General features: G+C 72.4%; 23 protein-coding genes. 9 read left to right on the top strand and 14 right to left on the bottom strand.

Going from position 1 to position 25,864, the window contains the following annotated elements:
- Positions 1-41: 41 nt before the first annotated feature.
- Positions 42-1,130 carry an ABC transporter substrate-binding protein gene (locus tag GD970_RS06050; RefSeq protein ID WP_170297150.1) on the bottom strand — a complete coding sequence of 363 codons (1,089 nt, stop codon included), beginning with the start codon at positions 1,128-1,130 and terminating at the stop codon, positions 42-44.
- A gap of 422 nt (positions 1,131-1,552) precedes the next feature.
- Between GD970_RS06050 and GD970_RS06045 the strand changes: the two genes are divergently transcribed.
- Positions 1,553-2,245, top strand: coding sequence for a GntR family transcriptional regulator (locus GD970_RS06045; protein ID WP_152201965.1), 693 nt, complete (start codon positions 1,553-1,555; stop codon positions 2,243-2,245).
- A 253-nt stretch (positions 2,246-2,498) separates the two neighbouring features.
- Here the strand turns inward: GD970_RS06045 and GD970_RS22100 are convergent, their stop codons facing one another.
- Together GD970_RS22100 and GD970_RS06040 are read right to left on the bottom strand one after the other, a co-directional pair.
- Positions 2,499-2,627, bottom strand: coding sequence for a putative transporter small subunit (locus tag GD970_RS22100; RefSeq protein WP_211489642.1), 129 nt, complete (start codon positions 2,625-2,627; stop codon positions 2,499-2,501).
- A 15-nt stretch (positions 2,628-2,642) separates the two neighbouring features.
- A complete protein-coding gene (locus GD970_RS06040; protein ID WP_452179145.1) occupies positions 2,643-4,325 on the bottom strand; it encodes a sodium:solute symporter family protein in 1,683 nt (560 codons plus the stop codon).
- 508 nt (positions 4,326-4,833) lie between these two features.
- On the opposite strand from GD970_RS06040, the gene GD970_RS06035 reads away from it, so the two are divergent.
- From GD970_RS06035 to GD970_RS06025, 3 genes are all read left to right on the top strand, one after another.
- Positions 4,834-5,121 (top strand): hypothetical protein, encoded by a 288-nt coding sequence (locus GD970_RS06035; RefSeq protein ID WP_152201963.1) that lies wholly within the window; start codon positions 4,834-4,836, stop codon positions 5,119-5,121.
- A gap of 77 nt (positions 5,122-5,198) precedes the next feature.
- Positions 5,199-5,720: a hypothetical protein gene (locus GD970_RS06030; protein WP_152201961.1), complete on the top strand. Its 522-nt coding sequence runs from the start codon at positions 5,199-5,201 to the stop codon at positions 5,718-5,720.
- 113 nt (positions 5,721-5,833) lie between these two features.
- Positions 5,834-6,724 carry an alpha/beta fold hydrolase gene (locus GD970_RS06025; RefSeq protein WP_211489641.1) on the top strand — a complete coding sequence of 297 codons (891 nt, stop codon included), beginning with the start codon at positions 5,834-5,836 and terminating at the stop codon, positions 6,722-6,724.
- 10 nt (positions 6,725-6,734) lie between these two features.
- Here the strand turns inward: GD970_RS06025 and icmF are convergent, their stop codons facing one another.
- Complete coding sequence (icmF, locus tag GD970_RS06020) at positions 6,735-10,034, bottom strand: fused isobutyryl-CoA mutase/GTPase IcmF (RefSeq protein WP_152201956.1); 3,300 nt, start codon at positions 10,032-10,034, stop codon at positions 6,735-6,737.
- A gap of 50 nt (positions 10,035-10,084) precedes the next feature.
- The gene (locus GD970_RS06015; RefSeq protein WP_152201953.1) at positions 10,085-10,855 is read right to left on the bottom strand and encodes a hypothetical protein; all 771 of its coding nucleotides are present in this window, start codon (positions 10,853-10,855) and stop codon (positions 10,085-10,087) included.
- 176 nt (positions 10,856-11,031) lie between these two features.
- Between GD970_RS06015 and GD970_RS21525 the strand changes: the two genes are divergently transcribed.
- The 4 genes from GD970_RS21525 (at position 11,032) to GD970_RS06000 (ending at position 15,043) form a co-directional block, all read left to right on the top strand.
- Positions 11,032-11,868, top strand: a complete 837-nt coding sequence (locus GD970_RS21525) for a hypothetical protein (protein WP_170297149.1) — start codon at positions 11,032-11,034, stop codon at positions 11,866-11,868.
- Positions 11,751-13,094, top strand: a complete 1,344-nt coding sequence (locus GD970_RS21520) for a sensor histidine kinase (RefSeq protein WP_170297148.1) — start codon at positions 11,751-11,753, stop codon at positions 13,092-13,094. The genes GD970_RS21525 and GD970_RS21520 overlap by 118 nt, the downstream gene beginning before the upstream one ends.
- A complete protein-coding gene (locus tag GD970_RS06005) occupies positions 13,091-13,753 on the top strand; it encodes a response regulator transcription factor (protein ID WP_152201948.1) in 663 nt (220 codons plus the stop codon). The genes GD970_RS21520 and GD970_RS06005 overlap by 4 nt, the downstream gene beginning before the upstream one ends.
- 120 nt (positions 13,754-13,873) lie before the next feature.
- On the top strand, positions 13,874-15,043 hold the full coding sequence (locus GD970_RS06000) for an AI-2E family transporter (protein WP_211489640.1): 1,170 nt from the start codon (positions 13,874-13,876) through the stop codon (positions 15,041-15,043).
- Here GD970_RS06000 and GD970_RS05995 read toward each other — a convergent pair.
- On the bottom strand, positions 15,028-15,831 hold the full coding sequence (locus GD970_RS05995; RefSeq protein ID WP_170297147.1) for an SDR family oxidoreductase: 804 nt from the start codon (positions 15,829-15,831) through the stop codon (positions 15,028-15,030). The two genes, GD970_RS06000 and GD970_RS05995, sit on opposite strands and share 16 nt — an antisense overlap.
- Before the next feature lie 55 nt (positions 15,832-15,886).
- On the opposite strand from GD970_RS05995, the gene GD970_RS05990 reads away from it, so the two are divergent.
- On the top strand, positions 15,887-16,366 hold the full coding sequence (locus GD970_RS05990; RefSeq protein WP_170297146.1) for a VOC family protein: 480 nt from the start codon (positions 15,887-15,889) through the stop codon (positions 16,364-16,366).
- Positions 16,367-16,466: 100 nt separating this feature from the next.
- Here GD970_RS05990 and GD970_RS05985 read toward each other — a convergent pair whose 3' ends face one another.
- From GD970_RS05985 to GD970_RS05950, 8 genes are all read right to left on the bottom strand, one after another.
- Positions 16,467-17,912, bottom strand: a complete 1,446-nt coding sequence (locus GD970_RS05985) for an amidase family protein (protein WP_152201941.1) — start codon at positions 17,910-17,912, stop codon at positions 16,467-16,469.
- A gap of 35 nt (positions 17,913-17,947) precedes the next feature.
- Positions 17,948-18,637: an ABC transporter ATP-binding protein gene (locus tag GD970_RS05980; RefSeq protein WP_152201939.1), complete on the bottom strand. Its 690-nt coding sequence runs from the start codon at positions 18,635-18,637 to the stop codon at positions 17,948-17,950.
- A complete protein-coding gene (locus GD970_RS05975; protein ID WP_152201936.1) occupies positions 18,637-20,358 on the bottom strand; it encodes a branched-chain amino acid ABC transporter ATP-binding protein/permease in 1,722 nt (573 codons plus the stop codon). Before GD970_RS05975 ends, GD970_RS05980 begins: the two co-directional genes overlap by 1 nt.
- Positions 20,355-21,593: an ABC transporter substrate-binding protein gene (locus GD970_RS05970; protein ID WP_152201933.1), complete on the bottom strand. Its 1,239-nt coding sequence runs from the start codon at positions 21,591-21,593 to the stop codon at positions 20,355-20,357. Before GD970_RS05970 ends, GD970_RS05975 begins: the two co-directional genes overlap by 4 nt.
- Positions 21,542-22,444 carry a branched-chain amino acid ABC transporter permease gene (locus GD970_RS05965; RefSeq protein ID WP_152201931.1) on the bottom strand — a complete coding sequence of 301 codons (903 nt, stop codon included), beginning with the start codon at positions 22,442-22,444 and terminating at the stop codon, positions 21,542-21,544. Before GD970_RS05965 ends, GD970_RS05970 begins: the two co-directional genes overlap by 52 nt.
- Positions 22,445-22,569: 125 nt before the next feature.
- Positions 22,570-23,142: a TetR/AcrR family transcriptional regulator gene (locus tag GD970_RS05960; RefSeq protein ID WP_170297144.1), complete on the bottom strand. Its 573-nt coding sequence runs from the start codon at positions 23,140-23,142 to the stop codon at positions 22,570-22,572.
- 267 nt (positions 23,143-23,409) lie between these two features.
- Positions 23,410-24,519, bottom strand: coding sequence for an ABC transporter ATP-binding protein (locus GD970_RS05955; protein ID WP_170297143.1), 1,110 nt, complete (start codon positions 24,517-24,519; stop codon positions 23,410-23,412).
- Positions 24,516-25,832 (bottom strand): extracellular solute-binding protein, encoded by a 1,317-nt coding sequence (locus GD970_RS05950; protein WP_152201926.1) that lies wholly within the window; start codon positions 25,830-25,832, stop codon positions 24,516-24,518. The genes GD970_RS05955 and GD970_RS05950 overlap by 4 nt, the downstream gene beginning before the upstream one ends.
- Positions 25,833-25,864 lie beyond the last annotated feature (32 nt).

Genomic DNA, 25,864 nt, shown 5'->3' with positions numbered 1-25,864 from the left:
CACTCACTCCTCTCCTCGTCGATGGGTGCGATGGGCCGCGCTCAGGCGGCCGGTGTCGGCGGGCGCGGGGCCTCGGTGCCGTTCTGGACGGCCTCGATCTGCTCCTGGATCAGCTCACGGGTCCAGGGGTAGGCGGCGTAGTCGTCCGGGCCGAGCGTGGCGAGCCAGGCGTCGCGGTCCTCCATCGGGATGTAGACGAGCGGGAGGATCAGCTCCTCGGGGACCTCCTTGCCGTCGAGCAGCTCCAGGGCCACGTAGAGCGCGGCGACCGACTGGCCCGGGTCGGTGATCGTGGCGTAGGAGCCGTTGTCGATGCCCGAGTCCTTCCAGTACTGCAGGTTCGCGCCGCTGGTGTCGAAGACGACGACGGGCACGTCGCGGCCGGCGGACTGGAAGGCCTGGGCGACGCCCATGCCGCTGGCGCACCCGGGGACGGCGGCGATCTCGGGCATGGAGGCCAGGATCGCGACGAGCTCCTGCTGGGTGGTGCCGGAGTCGCAGAAGCCGTTGACCTCGCTGACGACGTTGACGTCGGGGTACTCGGCGAAGATCTCCTGCTGCGTGGCGTAGAAGAGCTGCTCGGGCTGGGAGCCGACGACGCCGCGGTTGTTGATGATGTTGCCCTTGCCGCCGATGGCCTCCAGGGCGTGAATGGTGGACTCCCGGCCCCAGTCGTCGTAGGAGTTGCGGACGACATGTGCACACGGGGCGTCGATCTCGGAGTCCAGCACGACGACGGTGATGTCCGCGGCGCAGGCCTCCTCGATGACCGGCACCAGCGCGGTGGGCGAGGCCGGCACGATGAGCAGGGCGTCGGGGTCCTGCAGGATGAGGCTGCGGATCTGGCTGATCTGCTCGGTGGCGTCGTTCTCACCGGGGGCGTTGACCGCCTGGTAGCCGCTGATGACGCCGTCGGTCTTGAGCTGCTCGGCGGTCTCCTCGAAGGAGCGCACGAGCGTCTGGCGCCAGCTGTTGCCGATGAAGCCGTTGCTCAGGGCGATGAAGGGCGCGTCGGACTCGCCGCTCCCGCCCGTCGCGGTCTCACCCTCGGCCGAGCTGCAGGCGCTGAGGGCAGCCATCGCGATGACGGCCGTGGCGGCGAGCAGCCGCCGTTTCACGTTCTTCTTCACTGTTCCTCCAGGCGACCGCGGCTGTGCGGTCTGGTCGGGGCAGGGCCGACACGCGCCGGCTGGCGCGGTCTGGATATGGGGGTGCAGCTGAGGACGGTCGGCCACCTCCCGCCGGCGCGCCGTTGTGGTCCGGCGGTCCGTGGCGAGTCGTCCTCGGGTGGTCCCAGGGGCTCCGGTAGGAGTCATGCAGGACCGGTCGGTACGTACCGACCTGTAATGACAGGCGAACCTACGGGCGGGACTTCGGTCCTGTCAACAGCGCCCGCTCGGCGAGATTGCATGGCGGTCACGGGCCGGCGAGGCGGGAGGTATCATGACAAGCCGTCCAAACTCCGAGCAGCGAACAGGTCAGGGGGACCCGCGTGCCACAGCTCGCCACGCGTGGGAACACGCTCGACCGCGCGTCCAGCGATCCGTTGTGGATGCAGCTCATGCATTCCCTGCGCGACCGCATCACAAGCGGTCAGTACGTCGCCGACCAGGCGCTGCCCTCCGAGGCAGAGCTGAGCGAGATCTACGGCGTGTCACGGACCGTTGTCCGCGAGGCGCTCGCCGAGCTCGTCCAGGAGCGCCTGATCTACAAGATCAAGGGCAAGGGCGCCTTCGTGTCACCGGATCGCACGGACGTGCGCTTCGTCGGCTCCGTGACGGGGTCCGCCGCCGACCTGCTGGCGAGCGGCAGGCGTGTCATGACAACCGTCCTCGACCAGGGGGCCGGGCCGGCGAGCCCCGAGGAGGCGATGGCGCTCAACCTCGGCGAGGACGAGCGGGTGGTGCGCCTGCGCCGCCTGCGCGTCGTGGACGGCGTCCCCTGGCTCCTCGTCCGGACGGCGCTGCCCGAGCAGTACGTGCCCGGCCTGGACCGGGCGAAGCTCGAGAACCGCTCGCTGTACGAGACCCTCCGACGGCGTTACGGCATCGAGGCCGCCGGCGCGGACCGGTGGCTCGAGGCCGTCATCCCCTCCGCCGAGGAGGCCAACCTGCTCGAGGTGGAGCCGGGCACGCCGCTGCTAGGGATCGAGTCGGTGGTGTGGGACAAGGACGGCAATCGGTTCGAGTGGTACTACGCGCTGCACCGCAGCGACCAGTCGCGTTTCTACGTCGGTATCAGGTAGCGCGCCCGCGTCGCAGGGCACAACGTCGACATGTGCCGGCCCATGTCGGCCGAGAGTGCCCCATCTCGGCGAGCGCACCGCCCCACCTCGGCGAGTGCGACGAAGTTGCCGTCAATTGGTGCCTCGACACCACAACTTCGTCACACTCGACCGGACGGCCAGTTCCCGCTGGGATGGTACTGCTGGGCGAGCCCACCCCGCCGGTCTGATCGCCCAGCACCACCACCCCCGGGGCGCCCCCGGACGCCACGACTCAGATGACGTCGCGCCCCTCCTCGCGCGCCTCGCGCACGTCCTTGGCGAAGCCGCGGGCGATGACGGTCATGATGACGAACACCGCCGCCGGCCACATGAGCACGTAAGCGCTGAGCATGGTTTCCATCCGATCCTCCTGGTGTCAGTTGGTGCGGGTCATGGTGACGGCCGGGACGTCCCCGGCCACGTCGTCCTGGTCGAAGTCGCCGGTGCGCTGCTCGATGAGCGCGAAGTCGAAGGACTCCTTGGCCCGGAACGACATGAAGTAGCAGACGAGGGTGCTCACGGCGTAGGCGAGCAGCGAGGCGCTGAGCGTCGCGTACTCGTGTAGGGCTCCGACGGCGAACGGCGCCGCGAGCACGATGGCGACCGCGCCGACGATCTTGGCGACCCTCAGGCCGAAGAACCCGAAGGCCATCAGGCCCAGCACGACGCCGATGCCGATGACGGCGAGCACGTCGACGACGATGCCGACGCCGCCGCCGAGCGGCACCAGGCCGAACCGCACGGGCAGGAAGGCGACCAGCGCGGCGATCACAGCGACGGTGAACGCCTTGTTGGTGACCTTGTCCCAGTAGAAGCTGGCGATGACCGGGAAGACGAGGGCGCCCCAGAGGGCCCCGACGAAGACGAGCAGGTCGAGGATGTTCAGCTGCAGGCTGGCGAACGCGACCGCCACTGCGGTGGCGACGATCATCGTCACCCGCCCGACGAGCAGCATCGTCCGGGGGTTGGCCTTGTCCTTGCCGGCCACGTTCTGGCCGTAGACATCGGCCATCACGATCGAGGACAGCGCCGCGAGGTCCGAGTCCGCGGTGGAGGACAGCGCCCCGATGATCATCACGAAGAACACCGCGAGCAGGATGGGCGGCAGGAACGAGGCGGCCATCTGCGGCACGAGGTTGTTCGGGTCGTCGCCCATGGGCTCCATGCCCAGGTACAGGGCCAGGACCCCGAGCATCCCGACGCCGATCACCATCGCGCCGTAACCGATCGTGGCGGTGATGAACGTCGGCTTGATGAGGTCCTCCCGCACGGCGAACAGGCGCTGGGCGATGGTCTGGTTCCCGATCGCGTAGGCCAGCACGGCGGCGATGTAGGGCGCGCCCTGGTTGAGGAAGGCGTCCGAGGAGAAGAACGAGCCCTGTTGTTCAGTCAGGTTCCCGGCACCGCTGGTGAACGCGGCCGGGAAGCCGGCCGCGAAGAAGATGGCGGGGACGAGGACGGCGACGGCGCCGAGCATCGCCATGACCTGGGCGAAGTCCGTCAGAACCGAGGCGCGGAACCCAGACCACAGGGTGTAGAGCAGGACCCCGCCGGCCACGATGACGACGCCCTGGATGAACGTCAGCGGGGACAGCAGCGCGATGAGCGCACCGCCGGCGATGAAGTTGGACATCAGCGAGATGACGCTGCCGACGACGTTCGAGCCCGCGAGCATCAGCTGGCTCGAGCGGCCGTGCCGGGCGTGCATGACCTCGGCGAGGGTGTGCGCCTTGGGCGCCACCTTCCGGATGCGCCGGCCGAAGGGGTAGATGAACAGGATCATCAGGGCGCCCCAGAGCCCGTAGTGGATCGGCCCGGAGATGCCGTACGTGTAGCCCGAGGTGGCCGAGGCGTACATCGACGAGGCCCAGATCCAGGTGGCGGTCATGCTGGCCGCCGAGATGCCGAAGCCGACCTTGTTGCCGGCCGTCATGTACGCGTCGGCGTCCTCGTCCTTCTTGCCGATGCGGGTGGACATGAGGAACGTCCCCCCGTAAAAGCCCACCAGCAGGACAACCACGACTCCGATACCCAGCTGCGCCAGTTCCTGGCCCGCCACGTGCTCCACCCTCTCGTCGGTCCGTTCCGCTCGGCGGGGGACGCGACGAGCGTCCGGGCGCTCCACATCGGCCGCGGCTCAGCAGCGCAGGCGGGAGCGCTCCCGCCACGCGCCGCTCGGCGGCGCGGGCAGCCGGGGACACGGCCCTTGCCGGGCGGAGCGCTTGCACCGACGGGAGGCGGTCAGTGCCTCCATGTCCGTTGTCGGCGGCGCACCGGCCGGTGGCTGCTCTCTCGTCCGCAGGGACAGGCACGATCAGTCCGTACAGACCTGAACGTTGCAAGGACTTGGCGTCCCGCGTCCTTTGCCCTGTGAACGGGCAAGAACGTACCACATTTCTACCGGTGACTGACCGAATGTCGCGGATCCGGCCCTGACGCCCGGCCTCGACGAGCGGCCGCGGCCGCTCGCAAGCGAGCCGGGACACCCCCATCGCAGCCGCGCGTCGGTCAGCCCGACGACGGCCCGACCGGTTGCCGTCGCGGTGACCGCGGGCAGCATGGACGGCATGAACACCTACGTCATCCCCGTGACGTTCCCCGATCTCGACACCGCCAAACGGGACGCCAGCTTGCTGGTGGACGCGTTGCGCACCGCGGGCCTGCACGCCGAGATGGCCGACGACCCGCGGATGGAGTCCGAGGACGACGCCGACCGGATCGACCCCGGCCCGACGACCAGGGAGCTGCACGTGCACGCCGGCAGCGTCGGCGAGGTCCGCGAGCGCGTGCAGACGGTGGTGGACGGCCGCTTCCCGCCGGGGATGGTACTGCTCGGCGAGCCGACCCCGTTGTGAGCTGACCCGCCGCCAGCGATGGACTTGAGCGTCCGCAAAGCCTGGACTGCCGGGGCACCCCCTGCCAGGCTCGGGCCATGCCGAGCAGCGCCGTCCCGTCGGCCGGTGGTCCCGAGAGGACCGGAGCACCCTCCCCCGCAGCATGGCCCCTCACCGTCGTCACGGTCATGCTCGGCGCCTGCCTCCTCGTCTTGGACGGGTACGTCGCCCTCATCAACGCCGCCCCGCTCTTCGGTGAGCGGCCGGAGCGAGACGCGCTCATCGAGTCCGGCATGGGGCTGGTCACCGCCGCCGCGCCCATCGGCGCCCTGTGCGCCCTCGCGTGGCGGGCGGGGTCGCGCTGGGGACTGCTGTTCCTGGTGATACCCACGGGGCTTCTCGTGGCGGGTGGGATGCAGCGGCTGCTGAGTCCGGGCGGGCCGGGGGATCCCGATCGTGACCGCACGGTGCGACCGGGCGACGTCGTCGGAGAGCTGACGCTGCTCAACTGGGGCGTGACGGCGCTGGCGATGACGGTGCTGCTGCTGGCGTGGCTCGCGGCCCGACGGCGGCGGCACACCCAGGCCTCGGCCGGCACCGAGCCACCACTACAGGCGTAGTGACAGGGCGGCGCGCCCGGCGTAGGTTCCTGCCCATGGAGCGCACCGGGCGCCCGCGTGGCGCCGTCGTCCGGCCGGCAACCGCCCGAGGGACTCGCGCCGGCCCTCCGCCCATGCCGCAGCTCGAGGGCGTCGAGCATCGGTTCGTCGATCTGTCCGGGGTGCGCGTGCACGTGGCCGAGGCGGGCAGCGGCGAACCGCTCGTGCTGCTGCACGGCTCGCCGCAGCACTGGTGGGCGTGGCACCCGGTGCTCCCGCGGCTGGCCGAGCGCTACCGCGTCATCTGCCCGGACCAGCGCGGGACCGGGTGGAGCGCGGCCCCGCGCCGCGGGTACACCTGCGACCAGATCGTCGCCGACCACGTCGCGCTGCTGGACGCTCTCGGGCTCGACAGCGTCGACCTCGTCAGCCACGACCTGGGCGCCATCCCCGGCTTCGGTCTCTGCTACGCCCACCCCGACCGCGTCAGGCGCCACGTCGCCCTCGGTGTCCCGCCGTTCTTCGCCCGGCTGGACCTGCGGATCCTCCCGGCCTTCCGGCACCTGTGGCACCAGGAGGTGGTGGCCCTTCCCGGCCTGGGGCCCGCGGTCATGGGACGGGGCCGGCAGCCGGTCGCCCGGCACATGCTCGAGGACTTCCGTGTCGATCCCGCGGCGCTCCCGCCCGAGGACGTCGAGGTCTTCCTCGCCCAGTTCCGTGACCCCGCGCGGGCCCGTGCCACCTCGGCGACGTACCGCCGGACGGTTATTTCCACTGTCGGGCACATCCTGCGCGGCACGCACCGCCGCACACGGCTGCGCACGCCGACCCTGGTGCTCGTGGGCTCCGAGGACAAGGTCTTCTCGCCGGAGGCCTCGGCCCGCAGCCTCGCCGGCCATCAGGCGTACGCCGACCACGTCGAGCTGGGCACGATCGACGGCGCCGGCCACTACGTCATCGAGGAGCAGCCGGACCGGCTGGTCGACCTCGTCCTCGACTTCCTCGCTAAGCCGCTTCCGGCGTAGCCCGGCCCGGTCAGACGTTGCGCCGGTACTTTCCGCCCACGTCGAACAGCGCCTGGGAGATCTCCCCCAGCGAGCACACCCGCACGACACCCATGAGCACGTCGAAGACGTTCTCGCCCGCGAGCGCCGCGGCCCGCAGCCGGGCCAGCGCCGCCGGCCGCTCGGCGCCGTGGGCGGCCTGGAAGGCGCGCAGCCGCTCGACCTGCCCGCGCTTCTCCTCCTCGGTGGAGCGGGCCAGGCGCAGCGGGTCGGTGGGCGGGGCCTCGCCGTCGGGGACCCGGAAGGTGTTCACCCCGACGATGGGCAGCAACCCGTCGTGCTTGCGCTGCTCGTAGAGCATCGACTCGTCCTGGATCCGCCCGCGCTGGTAGCCGGTCTCCATGGCGCCGAGGACGCCGCCGCGGGCGGAGATGCGGTCGAGCTCGTCGAGCACGGCCCGCTCGACCAGGTCGGTGAGCTCGGCGAGGAGGAACGAGCCCTGGTTGGGGTTCTCGTTCATCATCGGGCCCCACTCCTGGTTGATGATGAGCTGGATGGCCAGGGCCCGGCGCACCGACTCCGCCGTCGGCGTCGTGACCGCCTCGTCGTAGGCGTTGGTGTGCAGGGAGTTGGCGGCGTCGTACAGGGCGATGAGGGCCTGCAGGGTGGTGCGGATGTCGTTGAACGCCATCTCCTGGGCGTGCAGGGACCGCCCGGAGGTCTGGATGTGGTACTTCAGCCGCTGGCTGCGCGCGTTCGCGCCGTACCGGTCGCGCAGCACGATCGCCCAGATCCGCCGCGCCACCCGCCCGAGCACCGAGTACTCGGGGTCCATGCCGTTGGAGAAGAAGAAGGACAGGTTGGGCGCGAAGTCGTCGATCGCCATGCCGCGGGCGAGGTAGGCCTCGACGTAGGTCAGCCCGTTGGCGAGGGTGAAGGCGAGCTGGCTGATGGGGTTCGCCCCGGCCTCGGCGATGTGGTAGCCGCTGATGGACACCGAGTAGAAACGGCGCACCTCGTGGGCGACGAACCACTCCTGCACGTCCGCCATGACCTTCAGGGCGAAGTCGGTGGAGAAGATGCAGGTGTTCTGCCCCTGGTCCTCCTTGAGGATGTCCGCCTGGACGGTGCCGCGCACGGTGCGCAGCACGTAGGCGCGGATCTCCGCCGCCTCCCCGGCCGACGGCGGCCGGCCCCGCTCGGCGGCGAAGGCCGCCAGCCGCTGGTCGATGGCGGTGTTGAGGAACATCGCCAGGATGGTCGGCGCCGGGCCGTTGATGGTCATCGACACCGAGGTGTTGGGCGCGCACAGGTCGAACCCGGCGTACAGGGCCTTCATGTCCTCCAGCGTCGCGATCGACACCCCGGAGTTGCCGACCCGGCCGTAGACGTCCGGCCGCTCGTCGGGGTCGGCGCCGTAGAGGGTGACGGAGTCGAACGCCGTCGACAGGCGGGCGGCGGGCTGGCCCTCGGCGAGCAGGTGGAAGCGGCGGTTGGTGCGGGCCGGTTCCCCCTCGCCGGCGAACATGCGGGCGGGGTGCTCGTCGGTGCGCCGGCGGGTGAACACCCCGGCGGTGTAGGGGAAGTGGCCGGGCAGGTGCTCCCCGCGCAGCCAGGTGAGCCGGTCGCCGTCGTCGTGCAGGCGCGGCAGGGCCAGCCGCGGCACCGGGGTGCCGGCCAGCGACAGGGCCGGCTCGATCGACTGCGCCGCGGCGGCGAGGGTGGGCCACTCGGCGAGCAGGGCGCGGCTGTCCTCCCCCACCTGCTCGGCGGCGTCGGCGACGGCGTCGTCCAGGTCCGGCGGCGCGCCGGCGAGGCGGGTGCTGAGCAGGTCCCGGGCGTCGGTGAGGCGCTGGAGGTCGCGGACGGCGCCGGCCTGCTCGGCGCTGCGGCGGTGGTAGGCGCGCACCGCCTCGGCGGACTCGGCGAGGTAGCCCACCCGGGCGACCGGGACGAGCGGGGCGACCTGGGTGGAGACCCGGCCGGGGACCGGGGCGAGCAGGGGCTCGCGCACGGGCAGCCCCCGGGCGGCGAGCAGGTCGCGCAGGTGTTGGTACAGGGCGGTGACGCCGTCGTCGTTGACGCGGGAGGCGACGGTGCCGAAGACCGGCAGCTCCTCCGGCGGGGCGGCGAAGGCGAGGCGGTTGCGGGCCACCTGGCGGCGCACGTCGCGCAGGGCGTCCTCGGCGCCGCGGCGGTCGAACTTGTTGATGACGACGACCTCGGCCAGGTCGAGCATGTCGATCTTCTCGAGCTGGGTGGCCGCGCCGAACTCGGGGGTCATGACGTAGACGGGCACGTCGACGTGATCGACGACGCCGGCGTCGCCCTGGCCGATGCCCGGGGTCTCGACGATGACGAGGTCGGCGCCCCAGGCCTTGGCGGCGGCGACCATGTCGTCCAGGGCGGCGGGCAGGTCCCCGCCGGCGCCGCGGGTGGCGACGGAGCGGAAGAAGACGTGCGGGCCCAGGGCGTTCATCCGGATGCGGTCGCCCAGCAGCGCCCCGCCGCCGCGCCGGCGGGTGGGGTCGACGGCGAGCACGACGATCCGCAGCGCGTCGCCCTGGTCCAGGCGGGCACGGATGAGCAGCTCGTCGGTCAGGGAGGACTTGCCCGAGCCGCCGGTGCCGGTGACACCTAGCACAGGGACGGTGGAGCGCGCAGCGGTTTCACGTGAAACTTTTCGATGTTCGTCGGGCAGGCGGCCGAGCTCGACGGCGGTGAGGGTGCGGGCCAGCGCCCGGGCGTCGCCGGCCAGCAGGTCGTCGGGGTCGGGCGGGCCGCCGGCGGCGTCGAGCGGGTCGACGTCGGCCTCGCGCACGACCGTGTTGACCATGGGCGCCAGGCCCAGCCGCTGACCGTCCTCCGGGGAGAAGATGTGGACGCCGAGCTCGGCGAGCCGGGCGATCTCGTCGGGGACGATGACGCCCCCGCCGCCGCCGAAGACCTTGACGTGGCCGCAGCCCTCCTCCCGCAGGCGCTGGACGAGGTAGGCGAAGTACTCCATGTGCCCGCCCTGGTAGGACGAGATGGCCACGGCCTGGGCGTCCTCCTGGACGGCGGCGGTGACGACGTCGTCGACCGAGCGGTCGTGGCCGAGGTGGATGACCTCGCAGCCCTGCGCCTGCAGGATGCGGCGGATGATGTTGATGGCGGCGTCGTGGCCGTCGAAGAGGCTGGCGGCGGTGACCACGCGGACCGGGTGGGCCGGGACGTGGAGCTCGCCCGGCGGCGCCGGCCGCGGGTCGGTCGCGAGCGCGGTCGATGCCGCGCCGCCGGAGTTGGTCGCGGCGCGGTGGCGCACGTCGTCCTGCTGCCCGTCGTTGGACATATGGCGAGCATAGACATCCGGGCCTGGGCCGCGAGGGCGGTCCCGCCTCCCTACCCCAGCGCGAGGGACAGGCCGCCGGTGACGGCGTAGGCCGCCACGACGGCGAGGATCACCGCGAGCGCGCGCCAGCCCTCCCGGCCGGTCAGGCACAGCAGGCTGCCGGCAGCGACCGACGAGCCGAGGATCATGAAGCTGAGCACGTCGTCCTCGGCAGGGCTCTCGACGATCCCGCCGGTCAGGCGCCAGACCAGCGCCCCCAGGGCCAGCACGACGCCGGCGCCGCCGAGCACGACCAGCGCGATCCGCGCGACGCCCACGGGCCCGGACCCGCCCGCGGGTCCCACCCCGACCGCGGCACCGCCGCGCAGCACCGCCCTGCGCTCGGGGTGGAGCAGCACGAAGGGCGCTGCGGTCACGGCCACGGTGACCAGTCCCTGCACCAGCGCCCCGAGCAGGCCGGTGTGCTGCTGGAGGAGGACCGAGGCGATGCTGCCGACGCCGATGATGGCCAGGGTGGCGCCGACCCAGGCGACCAGGCCGGAGCGGCGGGCGGGCCGCAGCGCCGCCACGAGCGCCCCCACACCGGCGGCGCCCATGCCGGCCGCGGCGGCGGCGTCGGCGTATCGGTGCAGCTCCGGCGTGCGCACCCAGCCGTGGTCGGTGGCGTCGGGGAAGACCACCCACGGGGTGAGGATCGACTGCCACACCCCGAACAGGACGACGAACACGAGCGCGACGAGGACCGCGAAGATCCGGAACAGCAGGTAGCGCCGGTCGCGGACGGTGCTGGGGACGACCTGGTCGACGGAGGTCGAGGCCATGAGGGGCTTCCTTTCGGGACGGCCGGCGCCCCGCTGGCGCCCGCTCCACCGGGATCCTTCGGCGCCCCGGCGCCGGGCGACAGAGGCGGCGGTCCCGACGACCCGGGCAACGTGCCCGGGACATCGGGACACCGACTGGCGCCAATTGCCCGCACCGGTGCCCCAGACTGTGCGACATGCGGGCACGACGGGCGGCCGGTACCGGGCTGCTGCTGGTCAGCCTGGTCGCGGCGGTGTGGGGCGGCTGGGCCGAGTGGCAGCACCGGTCCGGCGAGCCCACCTCGGTCGCGCTCGTGCAGGTCGCCCTCTCCCTCGTGGGGCTCGCGTGGTCCGGCATCGGCGCCGTCCTGACCTGGCACCGCCCCCGCAACGTCCTCGGGTGGCTGATGCTCGTGGTCGGCACGACGACGCAGCTGAGCCTGGCGGAGGAGTCCCTCGCCCGCGTGGGCGTGCTGGGCGGTGGCGACCCGGCGTACCCCTGGGACGGCCGCGGCGCCGGGCTGGCCCTCGGCGTCGCCGGGGGCTTCCTCATCTTCGCGCTCCTGGGGCTGCTGCCCGTGCTCTACCCCTCCGGACGGCTGCCCGGCCCACGCTGGCGTGTCCCGGTCATCGCCGTGCTCGCCGGTTCGGCGCTCATGGAGGTGCAGTGGCTCCTCTCCGAGCTCGGCGACACGTGGGCGTGGCCGTTCTCGCCCGCCCCGGGCTCCTCGCAACCGGCCTGGCTCGTGTGGGCGCCCACCGCGGTGTACGCCGCGGCCACGTTGGCGGTGTGGACGGCGTGCGTGGGGCGCCTCGTGCGGGCACGGCGCCCCGAGCGCCAGCAGCTGGCGTGGCTGCTCACCGCGGTGGTGGTCATCCTGCTCACCCAGTCCCTCGGGGACTCCACCGCCGCGATGTGGCGCAGGCGGCGGGCCTGTACCTGCTGCCCGCGGCGGTCGCCGTGGGCATCCTGCGGTACCGGCTGCTGGGGATCGAGGTCGTCCTCAGGCGCGGCCTGGTGTACGCGGCGCTGACGGCCGCCATCGTCACCCTTCACGCGGTCGTCGCCCTCGTGACCGGGGCCCGGCTCACCGGCGGCGCGCTGCCCGGGGTGGTCGCGGCCGCCGTCGTCGCCGTCGGGCTGACGCCACTGCGGGTCCGGCTGCAGCGCGGGGTGGATCGCCTGCTCTACGGGCACCGATCGGACCCCGTCCGCGCCGTGGCAGACCTCGGCGACCGGATGGCGGCCGCGCAGGACCGGGACCTGCTCGACGCCGTCCTCACGGGGGTCCGCACCGCCGTGCGCGCCGCCGGCGCCCGCATCATCCGGCCCGACGGCGAGGTGCTGGCCGTGTCGGGCACCCTCGCCGCGTCGCATGACGCGCCCGCCGCGCCGCCCGGCGCCCTCGCCGCGCCGCTGACCGTCGGCGGCGAGCTGGTGGGGACCCTGCAGCTCGCGCCGCGCGGGCCCGGCGAGCGGTACTCCGCGCCGGACGAGCGTCTCGTGGCGGCGATGGCGCCGCAGGTCGCCGTGCTCGTCCGTGCCCTCGACCTCGCCTCGGCGCTCGAGCGCCAGCGCGACGCCGTCGTCGACGCCCGGCGCGCGGAACGTGACCGGCTGCGCCGGGACCTGCACGACGGCCTGGGGCCGTCACTCACGGGCGTGGGGCTGGGTCTGCGGGCGCTCGACGACGCCGTCGAGGCGGGCGACGCCGCGCGCGCCCGGGAGATCGTGTCCGTGCTCGGAACGGAGGTGTCGGCGGCCGTCACGGAGGTGCGCCGCATCCTCGAGGACCTGCGCCCGGCACCGGTCGCCGAGCACGGCCTCGCCGCGGCCCTCGACCAGGGCCTGGCCACCTCGGGCTCGCCGCTCGCCGTCGATGTCACCGTCGGGACCCTCCCGCCGATGCCGCCCGCCGTGGAGGACGCCGTGTATCGGGTCGCGCTCGAGGCCGTCACCAACGTGCGCCGCCACGCCCGGGCAACCCGGGCCACGGTGGACGTGCGGGTGACCGGCGGGCGGGTCGTGCTGCGGGTGGCCGACGACGGCGTGGGGTTCTCGGCGGGTGCGGTGCCGGGGGTCGGACTCGCCTCGATGCGGCAGCGGGCCGACGTCCTGGGTGGCGAGCTGACCACGACGCCGACGCCCCGCGGCACGATCGTGGTTCTCGACCTCCCTCTGGCCGGGACCTCCAGTGTGACCGCGGCGGTCGAGGGACCGCCCGCGCCGGGACTGACCGCCGCGGCGAGGGTGCCGTGACGCGGCCGGTCCGGGTGGTTCTCGCCGACGACCACCCGATGTTCCGCTACGGCCTGCGCGCCGCGCTCGACGGATCGGCCGCGGTCGAGGTCGTCGGCGAGGCGAGCGACGGAGCCGGCCTGCTGGCGCTCGTCGAGCGGGTCAGGGCGGACGTCGTGCTCACCGACCTCGACATGCCCGGCGTCGACGGGTACACGGTCATCCGCACCCTCCTCGACCGGTTCCCGGAGCTGCCCGTCCTCGTGCTCACCATGCACGCCGACCACGACGCCGTCCGGGGCGGGCTGCGGGCGGGGGCGCGCGGCTACCTCCTGAAGGGCGCCGAGCGCGAGGAGATCGTCCAGGCCATTCTCACCGTGGCCGGCGGCGGCGCCGTGTACGGGGCGCAGGTGGGGCGGCGCGTGACCGAGCTCCTCACGCGGCAGCCGGAGCCCACCGCCCGGCTCTTCCCCGAGCTGACGCCCCGGGAGGAGGACATCCTCGCCCTGGTGGCGCAGGGGCTCGGCAACCACGCGATTGCCACCCGGCTCGTGCTCTCCGAGAAGACGGTGCGCAACAACGTCTCGACGATCCTTGTGAAGCTTCAGGTCAGCGACCGGGCAGCCGCGGTGGCGCGGGCGCGCGACGCGGGGCTGGGACGGCGGGACGGACACCGCTGACCGCTGTCGCCCGCTCGCCGGGTCAACTGCCCGAGGAGCTCGGAGGTAGATCGGCGTCGAGCGCACCGGCGGCCCACCGTCCCGCGGGCGAGCGCGGCGTGCGGTTGGCAAGATGGCGCCGTGGCCGTCCCGAACCCGGAACCGCCCGCCACGGCGGCCGGCCGGGTCCCCTCGACCCTGGCCCTTGTCCTCACCCTCGCCGGCCTGGTGGTCGTCGCCGCGGGGATGCACGCAGCACAGAGCATCGTCGCGCCGGCGTTCTTCGCCCTGACGCTCGTCGTCGCCGGCCGGCCGGTGCAGCGCCGGCTCGTGCGGCTCGGCATGCACCGGATGCTCGCGGCCCTCCTGGTGCTCCTTGCGCTCTATCTGGTGCTCGTGGTCCTCGCCGTCGCGCTGGGCTGGTCGATCGCCCAGCTCTCGACGACGCTGCCCCAGTACGCGCCGGAGTTCGAAGGCCTCTACCAGACCGTCTCGGACTGGCTCGCCACCCTGGGCCTGCAGGTGGCCGGCATCAACCAACTCCTCGGGGCTGTCGACTTCAACAGCGTCCTCGGGCTCCTGCGCCGGGCCGCGAGCGGCCTGAGCGCTGCCGGGGCGCAGGTCGCGCTGCTCGTCGTGGTGATGTTCTTCCTCGCCCTCGACTCCACTGACACGGCCAGCCGGCGCCGCCTGCTGGCACGGGCGAGGCCCCAGCTGTCCGACGCATTGTCGGGCTTCGTCGTCGCGGTGGGCCGGTACTGGATCGTCGCCACGGTGTTCGGCCTGATCGTCGCCGCCGTGGACGTCGTCGCCCTCTCCGTGATCGGGGTGCCGCTCGCGGTGACTTGGGGCGTGCTCGCGTTCGTCACGAACTACATCCCCAACATCGGCTTCGTCCTCGGGCTCGTCCCGCCCGCGCTCGTGGCGCTCCTCGACGGCGGCGTGAGCTCGATGCTGTGGGTCGTCGCCCTCTACAGCGTCATCAACTTCACCATCCAGTCCATCATCCAGCCCAAGATCACCGGCGACGTCGTCGGCCTGAGTCCCACCGTCACGTTCGTCTCGCTGGTGTTCTGGGCGCTCGTCGTCGGCCCGCTCGGCGCCCTGCTCGCGGTGCCGCTCACCCTGTTCTTCAAGGCCGTCCTCATCGACCCCGACCCCGGCGCCCGCTGGGTAGACGCCTTCCTGGTCACTGCCGGGGCAGCGGCGGAGCCCGCGACAACGCCAGAGCCCGTGGCCGTCACGGACGACGGCGCCGCCGGCGCCGAGCGCGGCCCAGAGTCCTTCCCGGACCGTCAGGGAAGTGGCTGAGCCCCGGTCGCCCCTCGAGGACAACGGAGGTCCAGGTACCGCCGCCACGTCACGGATCCGTCGGTGTGGTCGGGGACGAGCTGGTGGCCCGAGCGCCACGCGGTGAGCAGTCGGTGCTCGACCGGACCTGTCTGGACGCTCCGCGCGCCGCCGGCCGCCACGTAGTCCCGGGCCAGGCGCTCCACGCTCAGCACCTCCGGCCCGCCGAACAGCATCACGCGACGCTTGGCCGGGCGCGCCAGCAGGGCGACGAGCCGGTCGGCGACGTCGGCGACGTCGACCGGCTGGAGGAAGACGTCCGCCGGCACGGTGATGACGCCGTTCGCGTCGGTGACGGAGCGCAGCACCGTCACCGCGAGGGTGTGGAACTGGGTGGCGCGGAGGATGTCCCAGGCGGTGCCGGAGGCGGCCACCCGTTGTTCCGCGGCGTACTTGGCGCGGTAGTGCGACAGCTCGCTGCGGTCCACGCCGACGATCGAGACGTGGAGAATCCTCGCCGGTGTGGCCTGTGCGGCAATGGCGGCGAGGAGCTTCTCGGTCCCCTCCACGTCGGTCGCCCACGGGTCGGCCGGGTTCGAGGCGGCGTGGACGACCGTGTCCACGCCGGCGAGCGCGGCCGCGAGACCCTCGCCGGAGGTGAGGTCGCCCGGCATCCGCTCCACGCCGTCCGGCAGTACGACGGCGGACCGGTGGGTGAGGGCGCGGACCTGGCGCCCGGAGGCGAGGAGCCGGGCGACGACCTGTTGCCCGAGCGTTCCGGTCGCACCGGTGACGAGGACGAACCCCATGGACGTGCCCTTCGACGAGTCGGCCGGTTCTCGGCCGATCGTTAGTCTGCACCGCATGACGACAGCCCTTGGCGACGGCGCCACGAGCGGGACCGGGAGAACGGCGCACCGTCTGGACGGGGGCGCCCCGGAGACGGAGTCCGACGTCGCGGGCGCTCAGGTCAATTTCTTCTGTGAGGACGTCGAGCGCTGCGCCCGGTTCTTCGAGGCGCTCGGAATGCCGCGGGTGTTCGTCTCACCCAAGGCCGAGGCTCCAGAGAAGATCGAGGTCGACGCCGCCGGCCTCCGGATCGGCTTCGACTCGATCCGGGCGGCGAACCGCATCGCGGGTCTCGGCGTCGCCGCCAGCGAGACCCGGTCCGCCGAGGTGGCGCTGTGGGTGGGCGACGTCGATGCGCTCTACGAGCGCGCCCTACGGGCGGGCGGCAGCTCAGTCCGTCCGCCCATGGACTCCCCCGACGGCCGGCTGCGGTATGCCTGGGTGCTCGGCCCGGAGGGCCACCAGGTCCGGCTGCTGCAGAAGCGCGCCGGCTGACCGGCGAACGCGGCCCGGCTGGCCCCCACCAGCTTTCGGCGCACCGGTGGGGAGCCAGATGACGATCATCTGGCTCCCCGCCGGCACCTGGTTAGGACGCCTACGACCGAGCCGCCTGCGCCACCGAGCTGAAGACGGGGTCGATGGGCGCGGAGACGTCGTTGCGCGCCTCGATCACCCGTCCGGCCTCGAGGATCACGTCCTCACGGAATTTCTGCCCCACGAGCTGCACACCGATCGGCAGGCCGTCGCCGCGGGAAACCGGGACGGAGAGCCCCGGGAACCCGAGCAGCGCGAGAGACATCATCGGCCACTGCGCGTTGATGACCTGCTCCATGCGGTCCACGTCCTGCAGGTCGGCGTCGATCTCGAACGTGCGCTCGGCCGAGATGGGCGTGAGCAGCACGGGGAAGTCCTGGAGGAACAGCTGGAGCTGACGCATGAGCGTGGCGCGTCGGCCGTACCCGCGCATATACGCGTCCAGGCCGAAGTCGCTGTGCATCCGTTTGGTGACGGCGAACTGGTTGTCCGCGGACTTGCGGATCGCCTCGTCGCCGTGCTGCTCGATGAGCCGCCCGAGGTCCTCGAACTCCACGCCCTGGACGAGCTGCCACCACAGCCGCCACGCCTCGGCGAAGAGGGGGAGCTGGACCCCTTCCACCTCGTAGCCGGCGTCCTGGAACCAACCGGCCGCGGCGGTGATCGCGGCGTCGACCGCCGGATCCAGCGCTGCCACGCCGACGTCACGCAGGACTGCCACCCGTCGGCGCTGGAGAGGTGCCCCGTGGAGCGGGGCCGGCACGTAGTGCGGGTCACGCGGGTTGGGAGCGGCCATGGCGCGCAGGCCGAGCTCGGCGTCGGCGACCGAGCGTGCGAGCGGGCCCTGCACCCACATCGTCTGCGCCGCGAGCAGCTGGTCCTGGTCCTCGGCCATGTTCCAGGTCGGCACCCGGCCGGGGGTGGGCCGCAGGCCCACGACGCCGCAGGCCGCGGCGGGGTACCGGATGGACCCGCCGACGTCGTTGCCGTGCGCGATGTGTCCCATGCCCGTGGAGACCGCTGCGGCCGCGCCACCACTCGACCCACCCGGCGTGCGCTCGGGGTTCCACGGGTTGCGGGTGCGCCCGTGCAGCTCGTTGTCGGTGAACCAGCGGATGGAGAATGCGGGGGTGTTGGACCGGCCGACGAACACCGCGCCGGCCTTGCGCCAGTTCTCGATGGTCGGGGAGTCACGGTCGACCACCGCGTCGCGGAATGCGGTGACGCCGTTGGTGGTGGCGCAGCCGGCCTGGTCGGTGTTGACCTTCGTGGTCACCGGCACGCCGTGGAGCGGTCCGAGGGGCTCGCCGGCCCGACGGCGCGCGTCGGCCTCGTCGGCGGCGGCGAGGGCGTTGTCGGCCAGGACCTCGACCAGCGCGTTGACGACGGGGTTGACCTCCTCGATCCGCTGCAGCGTCGAGGCGACCGCCTCGCGGGAGCTGATGACACCGTTCTTGATGGCGTCGGCCGTCTGGACGGCCGACCACTGCCAGATCTCTTCGGACACGAAGGTGGTTCCTTTCTGACTTTCTGACTTTCGGTTCAGGCGACGACGAGCAGGTTCGTCAGCGGTTCGGGGTCGGCCCGCAGCTTCGGCACCGGCTCGTCGAAGACGAGCCGGCCCTTGACCATGCCGAGGATCCGGTCGGCATAGGCGAGCGGCAGCTGGGGACCCTGCTCCACGATCAGGACGCTCACGCCGGTGGCGGCGATGGTGCGCAGCGCCTCCAGCGCCTCCTTCGCCACCGACGGCTGCAGCCCCTGGGAGAACTCGTCGACGACGATGAGCCGCTCGCCGGCGAGCATCGCCCGGGCGAGGCCGAGCTGCTGCTTCTGACCGCCGGAGAACTGACCGGCCAGCTGCCGGGAGCGTTCCGCGAGCAGCGGGAAGACGTCGTAGATGTCGACCGGCGGGGTGTAGCTCCGGCGCCGCGCCAGCCGCAGGTTCTCCTCGACCGTCAGGTTGGGGAAGACCCCGCGGTCGTCCGGCATGAAGGAGAGGCCATGCCGTGCCAGCCCCTCCGGACGCCCCAGCGGCAGGGGCGACCGGTCGATGGTGAGGCTGCCGGAGAAGACGTCGCACAGTCCGAACATGCTCCGCAGCAGGGTGGTCTTCCCCATGCCGTTGCGGCCCAGGAGCGCGACCACCTCCCCCGCCGGGATCTCGAGGTCGATGTCGTCGACGATCCGCGTCTTGCCGTATCCGGCCGTCAGGTGCTCGAGCTGCAGCATCACACCGCTCCTATGTAGGCGGCCCGCACCTCGTCATGGCTGGCCACTTCGTCCATGTCCCCACTCATCAGCACCCGGCCGTCGGCGAGGACGACGACGCGGTCGCCGAGCTGGCGCACGATGTCCATGTCGTGCTCGACGACGACGAGGGTGCAGCCGAGATCGCGGTTGATGGCCCGCAGCGTCTCGGCCAGGCGGACCGAGTCCTCGTGGGAGAGCCCGGCGGCCGGCTCGTCGAGCAGGACGATCTCCGGGCCCCACGCCATCACCAGGGCCAGCTCGAGGGCGCGCTGGTCGGCCAGCGACAGATCGCTGGTGAGCATGTCGTCCACGTCCGTAAAGCGGGCGAGCTCGGCCGGCAGGGTCACCGGGTGGTGCGCCTCGGCCTGCGCGAGCGCGAGGTTCTGCGCCGGCGTGAGCTCCGGGTACACGCTCGGCGTCTGGAACAGCCGCCCCAGCCCGAGCCGGGCGCGGTGGTGCGGGGTCCAGCTGGTGACGTCCTGACCGTTGAGGTGGATCTCGCCGCCCGTGGGCGCCAGGTCGCCGGCGATGAGGTTGAGCAGGGTGGTCTTGCCCGCGCCGTTGGGGCCGATGAGGCAGACCACCTCGCCCCGCTCGATGGTCAGGTCCACGCCGCGGATGACCGACATCGCGCCGAAGCGCTTCACCAGCCCCCGGACGTCGATCGCGGGCCGCCCGTCGGCGGCCCCGGCCGGGACCGCAGGCTGCTCGGCAGGGTGCGCCGGCGCCTCGATGACGGCGCCCTGCGCAGCCTCCTCCCCGACGGGCCGGCGGAGCCGCGACGTCACGAGCCCAACCAGGCCGCCCGGCGCGAACCGCACGACGAGGACGAACACGACCCCGATGACGAACAGATACCAGCTGCCGATCGCGGCGCCGAGGTACTCCTGCCCGATGGTCACCAGTGCTGCCCCGAGGAACGCGCCGAGGATGTTGCCCCGCCCGCCCACAGCCAGGAACACGAGCACCTGCGTCGACATCACGACGCCCGCGACCCCCGGCGAGACGAGCCCGATGATGGGCGCGACCACCACGCCGGCCAGCGCCGCCACCGTGGCGCTGAGGACGAAGGCCTGGATCTTCACCCGCCGCGGGTCGACGCCGAGGTGCTCCGAGCGCGGCTCGTTGACGCGGACCGCGAGGAGGCGCCGGCCGAACCGACCCCGCAGCAGCACGACCCAGACCACCGTGACCGCCACCAGCACCACGACGGCCGTGCGGTAGTAGGTGCCGACGATGCCGCCAGACTCGACGAACAGGCCGTTGGTGCCGTTGGTGAGGCTGAGCAACGAGCGGGCCGCCTGCTCGGCGACCAGCGTCAGCGCAAGGGTCAGGACCGCCATCGTCGACGGCGACGTGCCCCGCCGCAGGCCGGCCAGCCCGATGGCCAGGGCCAGCGCCCCGGCGAGCAGGAGCGTGACCGGGATCGCGAGCGCCAGCGGGATCCCCCGCTCCGTCGCGATCGCGACGCCGTAGGCGCCCACCCCGAAGAACGCGGCGTGACCGATGCTGATGACGCCCGCCCGCCCCCAGGCGAGGTCGAGCCCAAACGCGAACAGCCCGTAGGCGAGCGACAGCGTCAGGAGCGAGAGCGGGTAGGAGGTCAGGACGAAGGGCGCGGCGGCGAGCGCCACCACGGCCAGCGCGAGGCCGGCGAGGTGGCGGCGCTCGACGCGCGCGGAGGGACGGGAGCGGCTCATGAGCAGGCGGCGTTGGGCGGCAGGGTGTCCATGGCGCCGAGGTCCTCGATCGGGAGGTAGGCGCCACCGGGCTGGATCTCGAAGTTGTACATCTCGGTGACGAACCGGTGGTCGTCGGTGAAGTGGCCCTTCCCGAACACCCCGTCCTCGACCGTGGTCTGCGCGAGCGCCTTGGACACCGCGTCGGCGTCGGTGCTGCCCGCCTCGTTCACCGCCCGGGCGATCGCCTGGACACCCTCGTAGGCGTTGGCCGCGACGGACGGGATCGGGTCCTGGAAGTCGTAGCTGTCCCGGTACTTCTTCACGAAGTCTGCGTTCGCCGCGTTCTCGAGCTGGTCCGAGTAGCGACCACTAAGGACCATGCCCTCGGTCTTGGTCGTCAGGCTCGGGTAGAACTCCTGGATCAGGCTGATCCCGGTGAAGCCGGTGTCCTTCAGGACACCAGCCTGGTCCGCCTGGGTGACCAGGGCGACGGCGTCCCCGCCCACGACGGCGGAGAGGATCCAGTCCGGCTTGGCGCCGGCGATCTTGCCGACCACCGGCTGCCAGTCGGTGGTACCCAGCGGGGAGTACTCCTCCATGACGACCTTGCCGCCGGCCTTCTCGATCATGGCGCGGGCCTTGGCGTTGTAGCCGCGGGGGAAGACGTAGTCGTTGCCGACGAGGGCGACGTTGGGGCCGTACTGCTCGAGCATGCGGGGCACGATGCCCTCGAGCATGGTCTGGTCCGGCTCCCCGAAGGGGAAGAAGTAGTCCCCGCAGAACGGGGCGTCACCCATGATCGCGGTGGCGAAGGGCACCTTGGCCTCGTCCGAGACCTTGGCGACGGCACCTGCCGTGTCGCCGGGGATCGTGCCGAAGAGGAAGTCGACGTGGTCCTGGTTGATGAGGCGCTGCGCGAGCTGGGTGGACTTCGAGACGTTCGCCTCGTCGTCGACCTTGACGAACTCGACGGGCTTGCCCAGGACGCCGCCGTCGTCGTTGATCCGCTCGATCCCGAGCTCGAAGCCGCGCTGGAGCGCGGTGCCCTCGGGCACCACGGGGCCGGTGGTGGGGGCGATGAGGCCGATCTTGAGGGTGTCCTCGGAGGCGCCTTCGGCGGACTCCTTCACTGCGCCGCCGCAGGCGGCGAGGAGCAGCGTGCTTGCGGCCACGGCGGTTGCGAGTGCCGCGCGGGCGGGCCTCATGCCACGCCCGCCGGCGCGGTCGCGGGTGCTGAGGACTTGGTGAGCCATTGTGGTTTCCTCCAGGTCAGCCCGTTGGGGCGGGCGGCGATGAGCACAATCAGAAGGGCGAAGAGCACGAGCTGGGCGGCCGTCTCCGAGAGGTAGGTCCGCAGGACCGTGCTGAGCACGGCGACGACGAAGGCGCCGAAGATGGCTCCAGGGAGCGATCCCGGCCGCCCGAGCAGAACTGCGAAGAAAGCAGGCGCGAGGAACGAGGCGCCGACCATCGGCGTCACCCCGAGCATCGGGCTCTGGATCGCCCCGGCGAAGACGGCGATCGCGGTGCCGGCGGCGAAGCCGGCGGTCATCATGAATGCCGGCGCGATGCCCAGCAGGGACGCCATCTCCCGGTTGTCCACGGTGGCCCGGATGTTCAGCCCGAAGCTGGTCCGGTAGATGACCAGCAGCGCGGCGACGACGACGGCGAGGCAGACGGCAGTGGCGACCAGGCGGTACGTGGGGTAGTTGACGCCCAGGATGCTGAGCGTGCCGCCGACCGGGGCGGCGACCGAGGCGGGTGTGGAGCCGAAGATGGCGTCGGCACCCTGGCGCAGCACGATGGCGACGCCCCACATGGCCAGCAGGGTGGCGAGGAAGCCGCGGGCATACAGCTGCGCCAGCACGAGCCGCTCGGTCAGCACGCCGAGCACCAGCCCGACGACGACCGCGACGGCCAGCCGCAGCACGAACGGGATGCCGTCGAGGGCGTACATCGTGAAGGCGCCGACCATGACGAACTCGCCGTGGGCGACGTTCACGACGCCGAGCTGGCCGAAGATGATGCCGAGGCTGAGCGCCAGCAGGGCGTAGAACCCGAAGAGGGACACGACCGAGAGGGCAAGGGACACGAGGGCGTCCATCAGGCACTCCCCTCGGGGAGCGCCGGGGGCGCGGTGACGTCGTACACATCGGCGGGCATGGCCGGGATGCTGGCACCCCGCACGGCCCCCGCAGGGACAAGTGAGACGTTGCCCCTAGGTGCTTCTCACTTCCAGTGGCGCGAGACCGCCCGGGCCGCGAAAGCGCCGACGTCCACCTTGTCGGTGCAGATGCCGCCGGCGAGCATCGCCAGCATCGGCACCCGCCGCTGGGAGTCCCGGATCATGCCCGCCATGTCGATGGCGTCGCGGGGGTCGGCGGTGCGCCGGATCTGCCCTGCCGACTGAGCGGCCACCCACGAGGTGGCGAACCTGGGCTCGAAGGCCGCGCGGATGTGCTCCACCGGGGTGGTGCCCACCTCGATGCCGGCCCCGCGGATGAACCGGTGGTCCCGTGTCGTCATCCGCGTGTAGGTCTCCAGGATCCGCAGGACATGGTCCACGGGCTCCTCGTCGGGACGCCGCTGGCCCGAGAGCTCCGCCATGCGGTTCCACCGAAGGATGGACACCTCGTCGATGAGCGCCTGACGGCCGTCGAAGTGGCGGTACAGCGTGGCCAGGCTGACGCCCGCGGTCTTGGCGATGTCGCGGACGGTGACGTCCGGCGAGTCGGCCCACCCCACGAGGTCCCGCGTGGCTCGGACAAGACGAAGACGGTTCTGCTGCGCGTCGCTGCGCATCCCTGCACCTTTCTCGAAGACCGGTGTCCCCCTGCGCCGAGAAGGCCCCATTGTGAGCGACACGTGATTCGAGCAGCAACGAGTTCGCATGGCGAGACGAGCGCCCCCGGAGTGCGTGCGGCAAGCCTGGCCGGGACACTCAGCGTCCGGAATGCGCGCCGCACAAGCGCGGGCGCCGCAGGAGGGCCCCCACCTCCTGCGGCGCCGGCCGCGCCCCGCCGACACACGGGACCCGAACCACCCGGGCTGCCGTTCGGCGCCCGGACCTCACACCCCCGCGAGCGCCACCTCTCGCAGCGTCACACCGCGCTCGCGGGCGTTGCCGAGCCGCTTCTGGGTCGCGCGCGAGTACACGTGCACGTGCTCGCGCTCGCACCAGGCGGTGAGGTGCTGCCCCACGGCCGGAACCGCGTCGCCAGGCAGGAGCACCGCGAAGGAGCCGCCCGCGGGGAGCTGGACGTGCACCACCCGCTCGCGCCCGGTGGGCTCGATGAGCACCACCCGCCCGGAGAGCCGCCACACCTCGGGCGAGTGCGGGTCGCCCTCGCCGGGGTGGAGCCGCTCGGGGCGCACCCCCAGCGTGACGGGCCCCGTCTCGGCGCCGTCGTGCCGGCCGAACGCCGAGGCGCGGTCGGCGTCGTCGACCTCGAACAGGTTCATCGGCGGGGTGCCGACGAACCCGGCCACGAACAGCGTCTCGGGGCGCCGGTAGAGCTCGTCCGGCGTGCCGACCTGCTCGATGCGGCCCTTGTTGATCACCGCGATCCGCGAGGCCATGGCCATGGCGTCGGCCTGGTCGTGCGTGACGTTGATGCCGGTGGCACCCACGGACTGCAGCAGCCCGGCGATCTCGACGCGCAGCGCGGCGTGCAGCTGCGCGTCGAGCCCGGAGAGCGGCTCGTCGAGCAGCACGATGCCGCTGCGTCGGGCCAGCGCCCGCGCCAGGGCGATGCGCTGGCGCTGCCCGCCGGACATCTGCTTCGGCTTGCGGTCCAGCAGGTGCTCGACCTGCATGCGGGTGGCGATGTCGGTCGCGCGGGCGTCGGCGTCGGCCTTGTTGAGCTTCTTCCCGTGCCGCAGCCCCAGGGTGATGTTCTCCCGGGAGGTCAGGTGCGGGTAGAGGGCGTAGCTCTGGAAGACGATCGCGACGTCCCGCTGCTCGGGGGCGACGCCGTTCTGGAGGACGCCGCCGAAGCGGATCTCGCCGTCGTCGACCTCCTCCAGGCCCGCGATCGCCCGCAGCAGGGTGGACTTGCCCGAGCCGGACGGGCCCAGGATGGCGACGTTCTCGCCGTCCTCGATGTCCAGGCTGATGTCGTCCAGCGCGGTGACGGAGCCGAACCGCTTGGTGACGCCGGCGATCTGGACGGCCGTCACTTCGCCCCCACGATGGAGTTGATGGTGCTCACGGCCTGGTCGACCGCCGCCTGGGTCTCGGTGCCCGCCTGCAGGTCCTCGACCATGTACAGCAGCGCGTCGTTGACCTCGGCGGTGTGCGCGCCGTCGAAGCCGCCCCACGGGGTCAGCTCGGTGTCGAAGAGCCAGGCGAACTCCATCTGGGGCGTGGCCTCGGGGGAGGCGAGGAGCTCGTCGCGCGCGTCGGTGTCCACCGGGATGTAGCTGCGCTGGGTGCCGGAGGCGAGCATGACGGCCTCGGGGCTGAGGATCTCGCCGACCAGCTCGCTGGCGAAGGCGGCGCGGCACTCGTCCTCGGACAGCACGATCCACCCGTTGCCGCCGGCCGGGAGCGGGCGGCCGCTCTCGCCGTCGACGCTGGGCAGGTGGATGGGCATCCACGCGAAGCCGTTGCCGATGGACTCCTTGAGGGCGGCGATGTTGGAGGTGGTGATCATGGAGACGGCCAGGTCGCCGGTGCCGAAGGCGTTGAGCGCGTCGGAGGTGTGCGGCAGGCCGGCCTCCAGGCCCTGGCGGGCAAGCTCGGACCAGATGTCCAGCGCGGCCACCCCGGTCTCGTCGCCGAACGCGGCGCTGCCGTCCTCGGCCACCAGCGTGCCGCCGGAGTTCTGGATCAGGCCCTGGGAGAACCACTCGGGCAGGCCCTGCGGCGGGATGGACACCGACGGCTTGCCGGTGTGGTCGGTGACCTTCTTCGCGACCTCGAGCAGGTCCTCGTAGGTGGTGATGTCCTCGGCCTTGCCGGCGCCGGCGGCGTCGAGGAGGTCCTGGTTGACGGCCATGGCCGGGGCGGAGATCTGCGCCGGGGCGAGGTAGACCTTGCCGTCGATCGTGCCCGCGCCGAGGAACTGCTTCTGGTAGGTGTCGGCCAGCACGCTGGTGTCGAACTCGGTGGGGTTGTACTCCGAGACCCAGAAGGGCAGCTGGCCGAGGCCGGTCATGATGAGGTCGGGCCGCTTGCCCACGGCGATGTCGGCGACGATCTGCTGGGTGAGCTCGGGGTAGCTGGTGGAGGCGCTGAGCTGCTCGTCGACCTCCAGCCCGGGGTGCTTCTCCTTGAGCTTGGCCACGGCGTGCTCCATGGGCTCGGTGGCCAGCGCGTTGTAGGTGACGGTCAGCGTGGTGCCGTCGGCGTCGCACTGGTTGACGTCGGCCGCCGTGGCGACCGCCGCGGCCGGCTCGTCGCTCTCCGCGGCGGAGCAGGCAGCCAGGGTCAGGGCGAGGGCGGTGAGGGTGGCGCCGATGACGAGGGGACGGCGACGGGTCGTGGGCATGGTGAACTCATTTCTGTGTGGGAGGGGGAAAC

Origin of the sequence: Georgenia thermotolerans (assembly GCF_009193185.1) — a bacterium.
Lineage (GTDB): Bacteria > Actinomycetota > Actinomycetes > Actinomycetales > Actinomycetaceae > Georgenia > Georgenia thermotolerans.
Note: the sequence above shows the minus strand (reverse complement) of the source record. Positions and strands in the feature narration are given on the sequence as shown.

Coding starts and splice junctions, on each gene's coding strand:
- GD970_RS06045 (WP_152201965.1), top strand. CDS start 1,553: ATGCAGCTCATGCATTCCCTGCGCGACCGCATCACAAGCGGTCAGTAC.
- GD970_RS22100 (WP_211489642.1), bottom strand. CDS start 2,627: ATGGAAACCATGCTCAGCGCTTACGTGCTCATGTGGCCGGCGGCGGTG.
- GD970_RS06035 (WP_152201963.1), top strand. CDS start 4,834: ATGAACACCTACGTCATCCCCGTGACGTTCCCCGATCTCGACACCGCC.
- GD970_RS06030 (WP_152201961.1), top strand. CDS start 5,199: ATGCCGAGCAGCGCCGTCCCGTCGGCCGGTGGTCCCGAGAGGACCGGA.
- GD970_RS06025 (WP_211489641.1), top strand. CDS start 5,834: ATGCCGCAGCTCGAGGGCGTCGAGCATCGGTTCGTCGATCTGTCCGGG.
- icmF (WP_152201956.1), bottom strand. CDS start 10,034: ATGTCCAACGACGGGCAGCAGGACGACGTGCGCCACCGCGCCGCGACC.
- GD970_RS06015 (WP_152201953.1), bottom strand. CDS start 10,855: ATGGCCTCGACCTCCGTCGACCAGGTCGTCCCCAGCACCGTCCGCGAC.
- GD970_RS21525 (WP_170297149.1), top strand. CDS start 11,032: ATGCGGGCACGACGGGCGGCCGGTACCGGGCTGCTGCTGGTCAGCCTG.
- GD970_RS05995 (WP_170297147.1), bottom strand. CDS start 15,831: ATGGGGTTCGTCCTCGTCACCGGTGCGACCGGAACGCTCGGGCAACAG.
- GD970_RS05990 (WP_170297146.1), top strand. CDS start 15,887: ATGACGACAGCCCTTGGCGACGGCGCCACGAGCGGGACCGGGAGAACG.
- GD970_RS05980 (WP_152201939.1), bottom strand. CDS start 18,637: ATGCTGCAGCTCGAGCACCTGACGGCCGGATACGGCAAGACGCGGATC.
- GD970_RS05975 (WP_152201936.1), bottom strand. CDS start 20,358: ATGAGCCGCTCCCGTCCCTCCGCGCGCGTCGAGCGCCGCCACCTCGCC.
- GD970_RS05970 (WP_152201933.1), bottom strand. CDS start 21,593: ATGGCTCACCAAGTCCTCAGCACCCGCGACCGCGCCGGCGGGCGTGGC.
- GD970_RS05965 (WP_152201931.1), bottom strand. CDS start 22,444: ATGGACGCCCTCGTGTCCCTTGCCCTCTCGGTCGTGTCCCTCTTCGGG.
- GD970_RS05960 (WP_170297144.1), bottom strand. CDS start 23,142: ATGCGCAGCGACGCGCAGCAGAACCGTCTTCGTCTTGTCCGAGCCACG.
- GD970_RS05950 (WP_152201926.1), bottom strand. CDS start 25,832: ATGCCCACGACCCGTCGCCGTCCCCTCGTCATCGGCGCCACCCTCACC.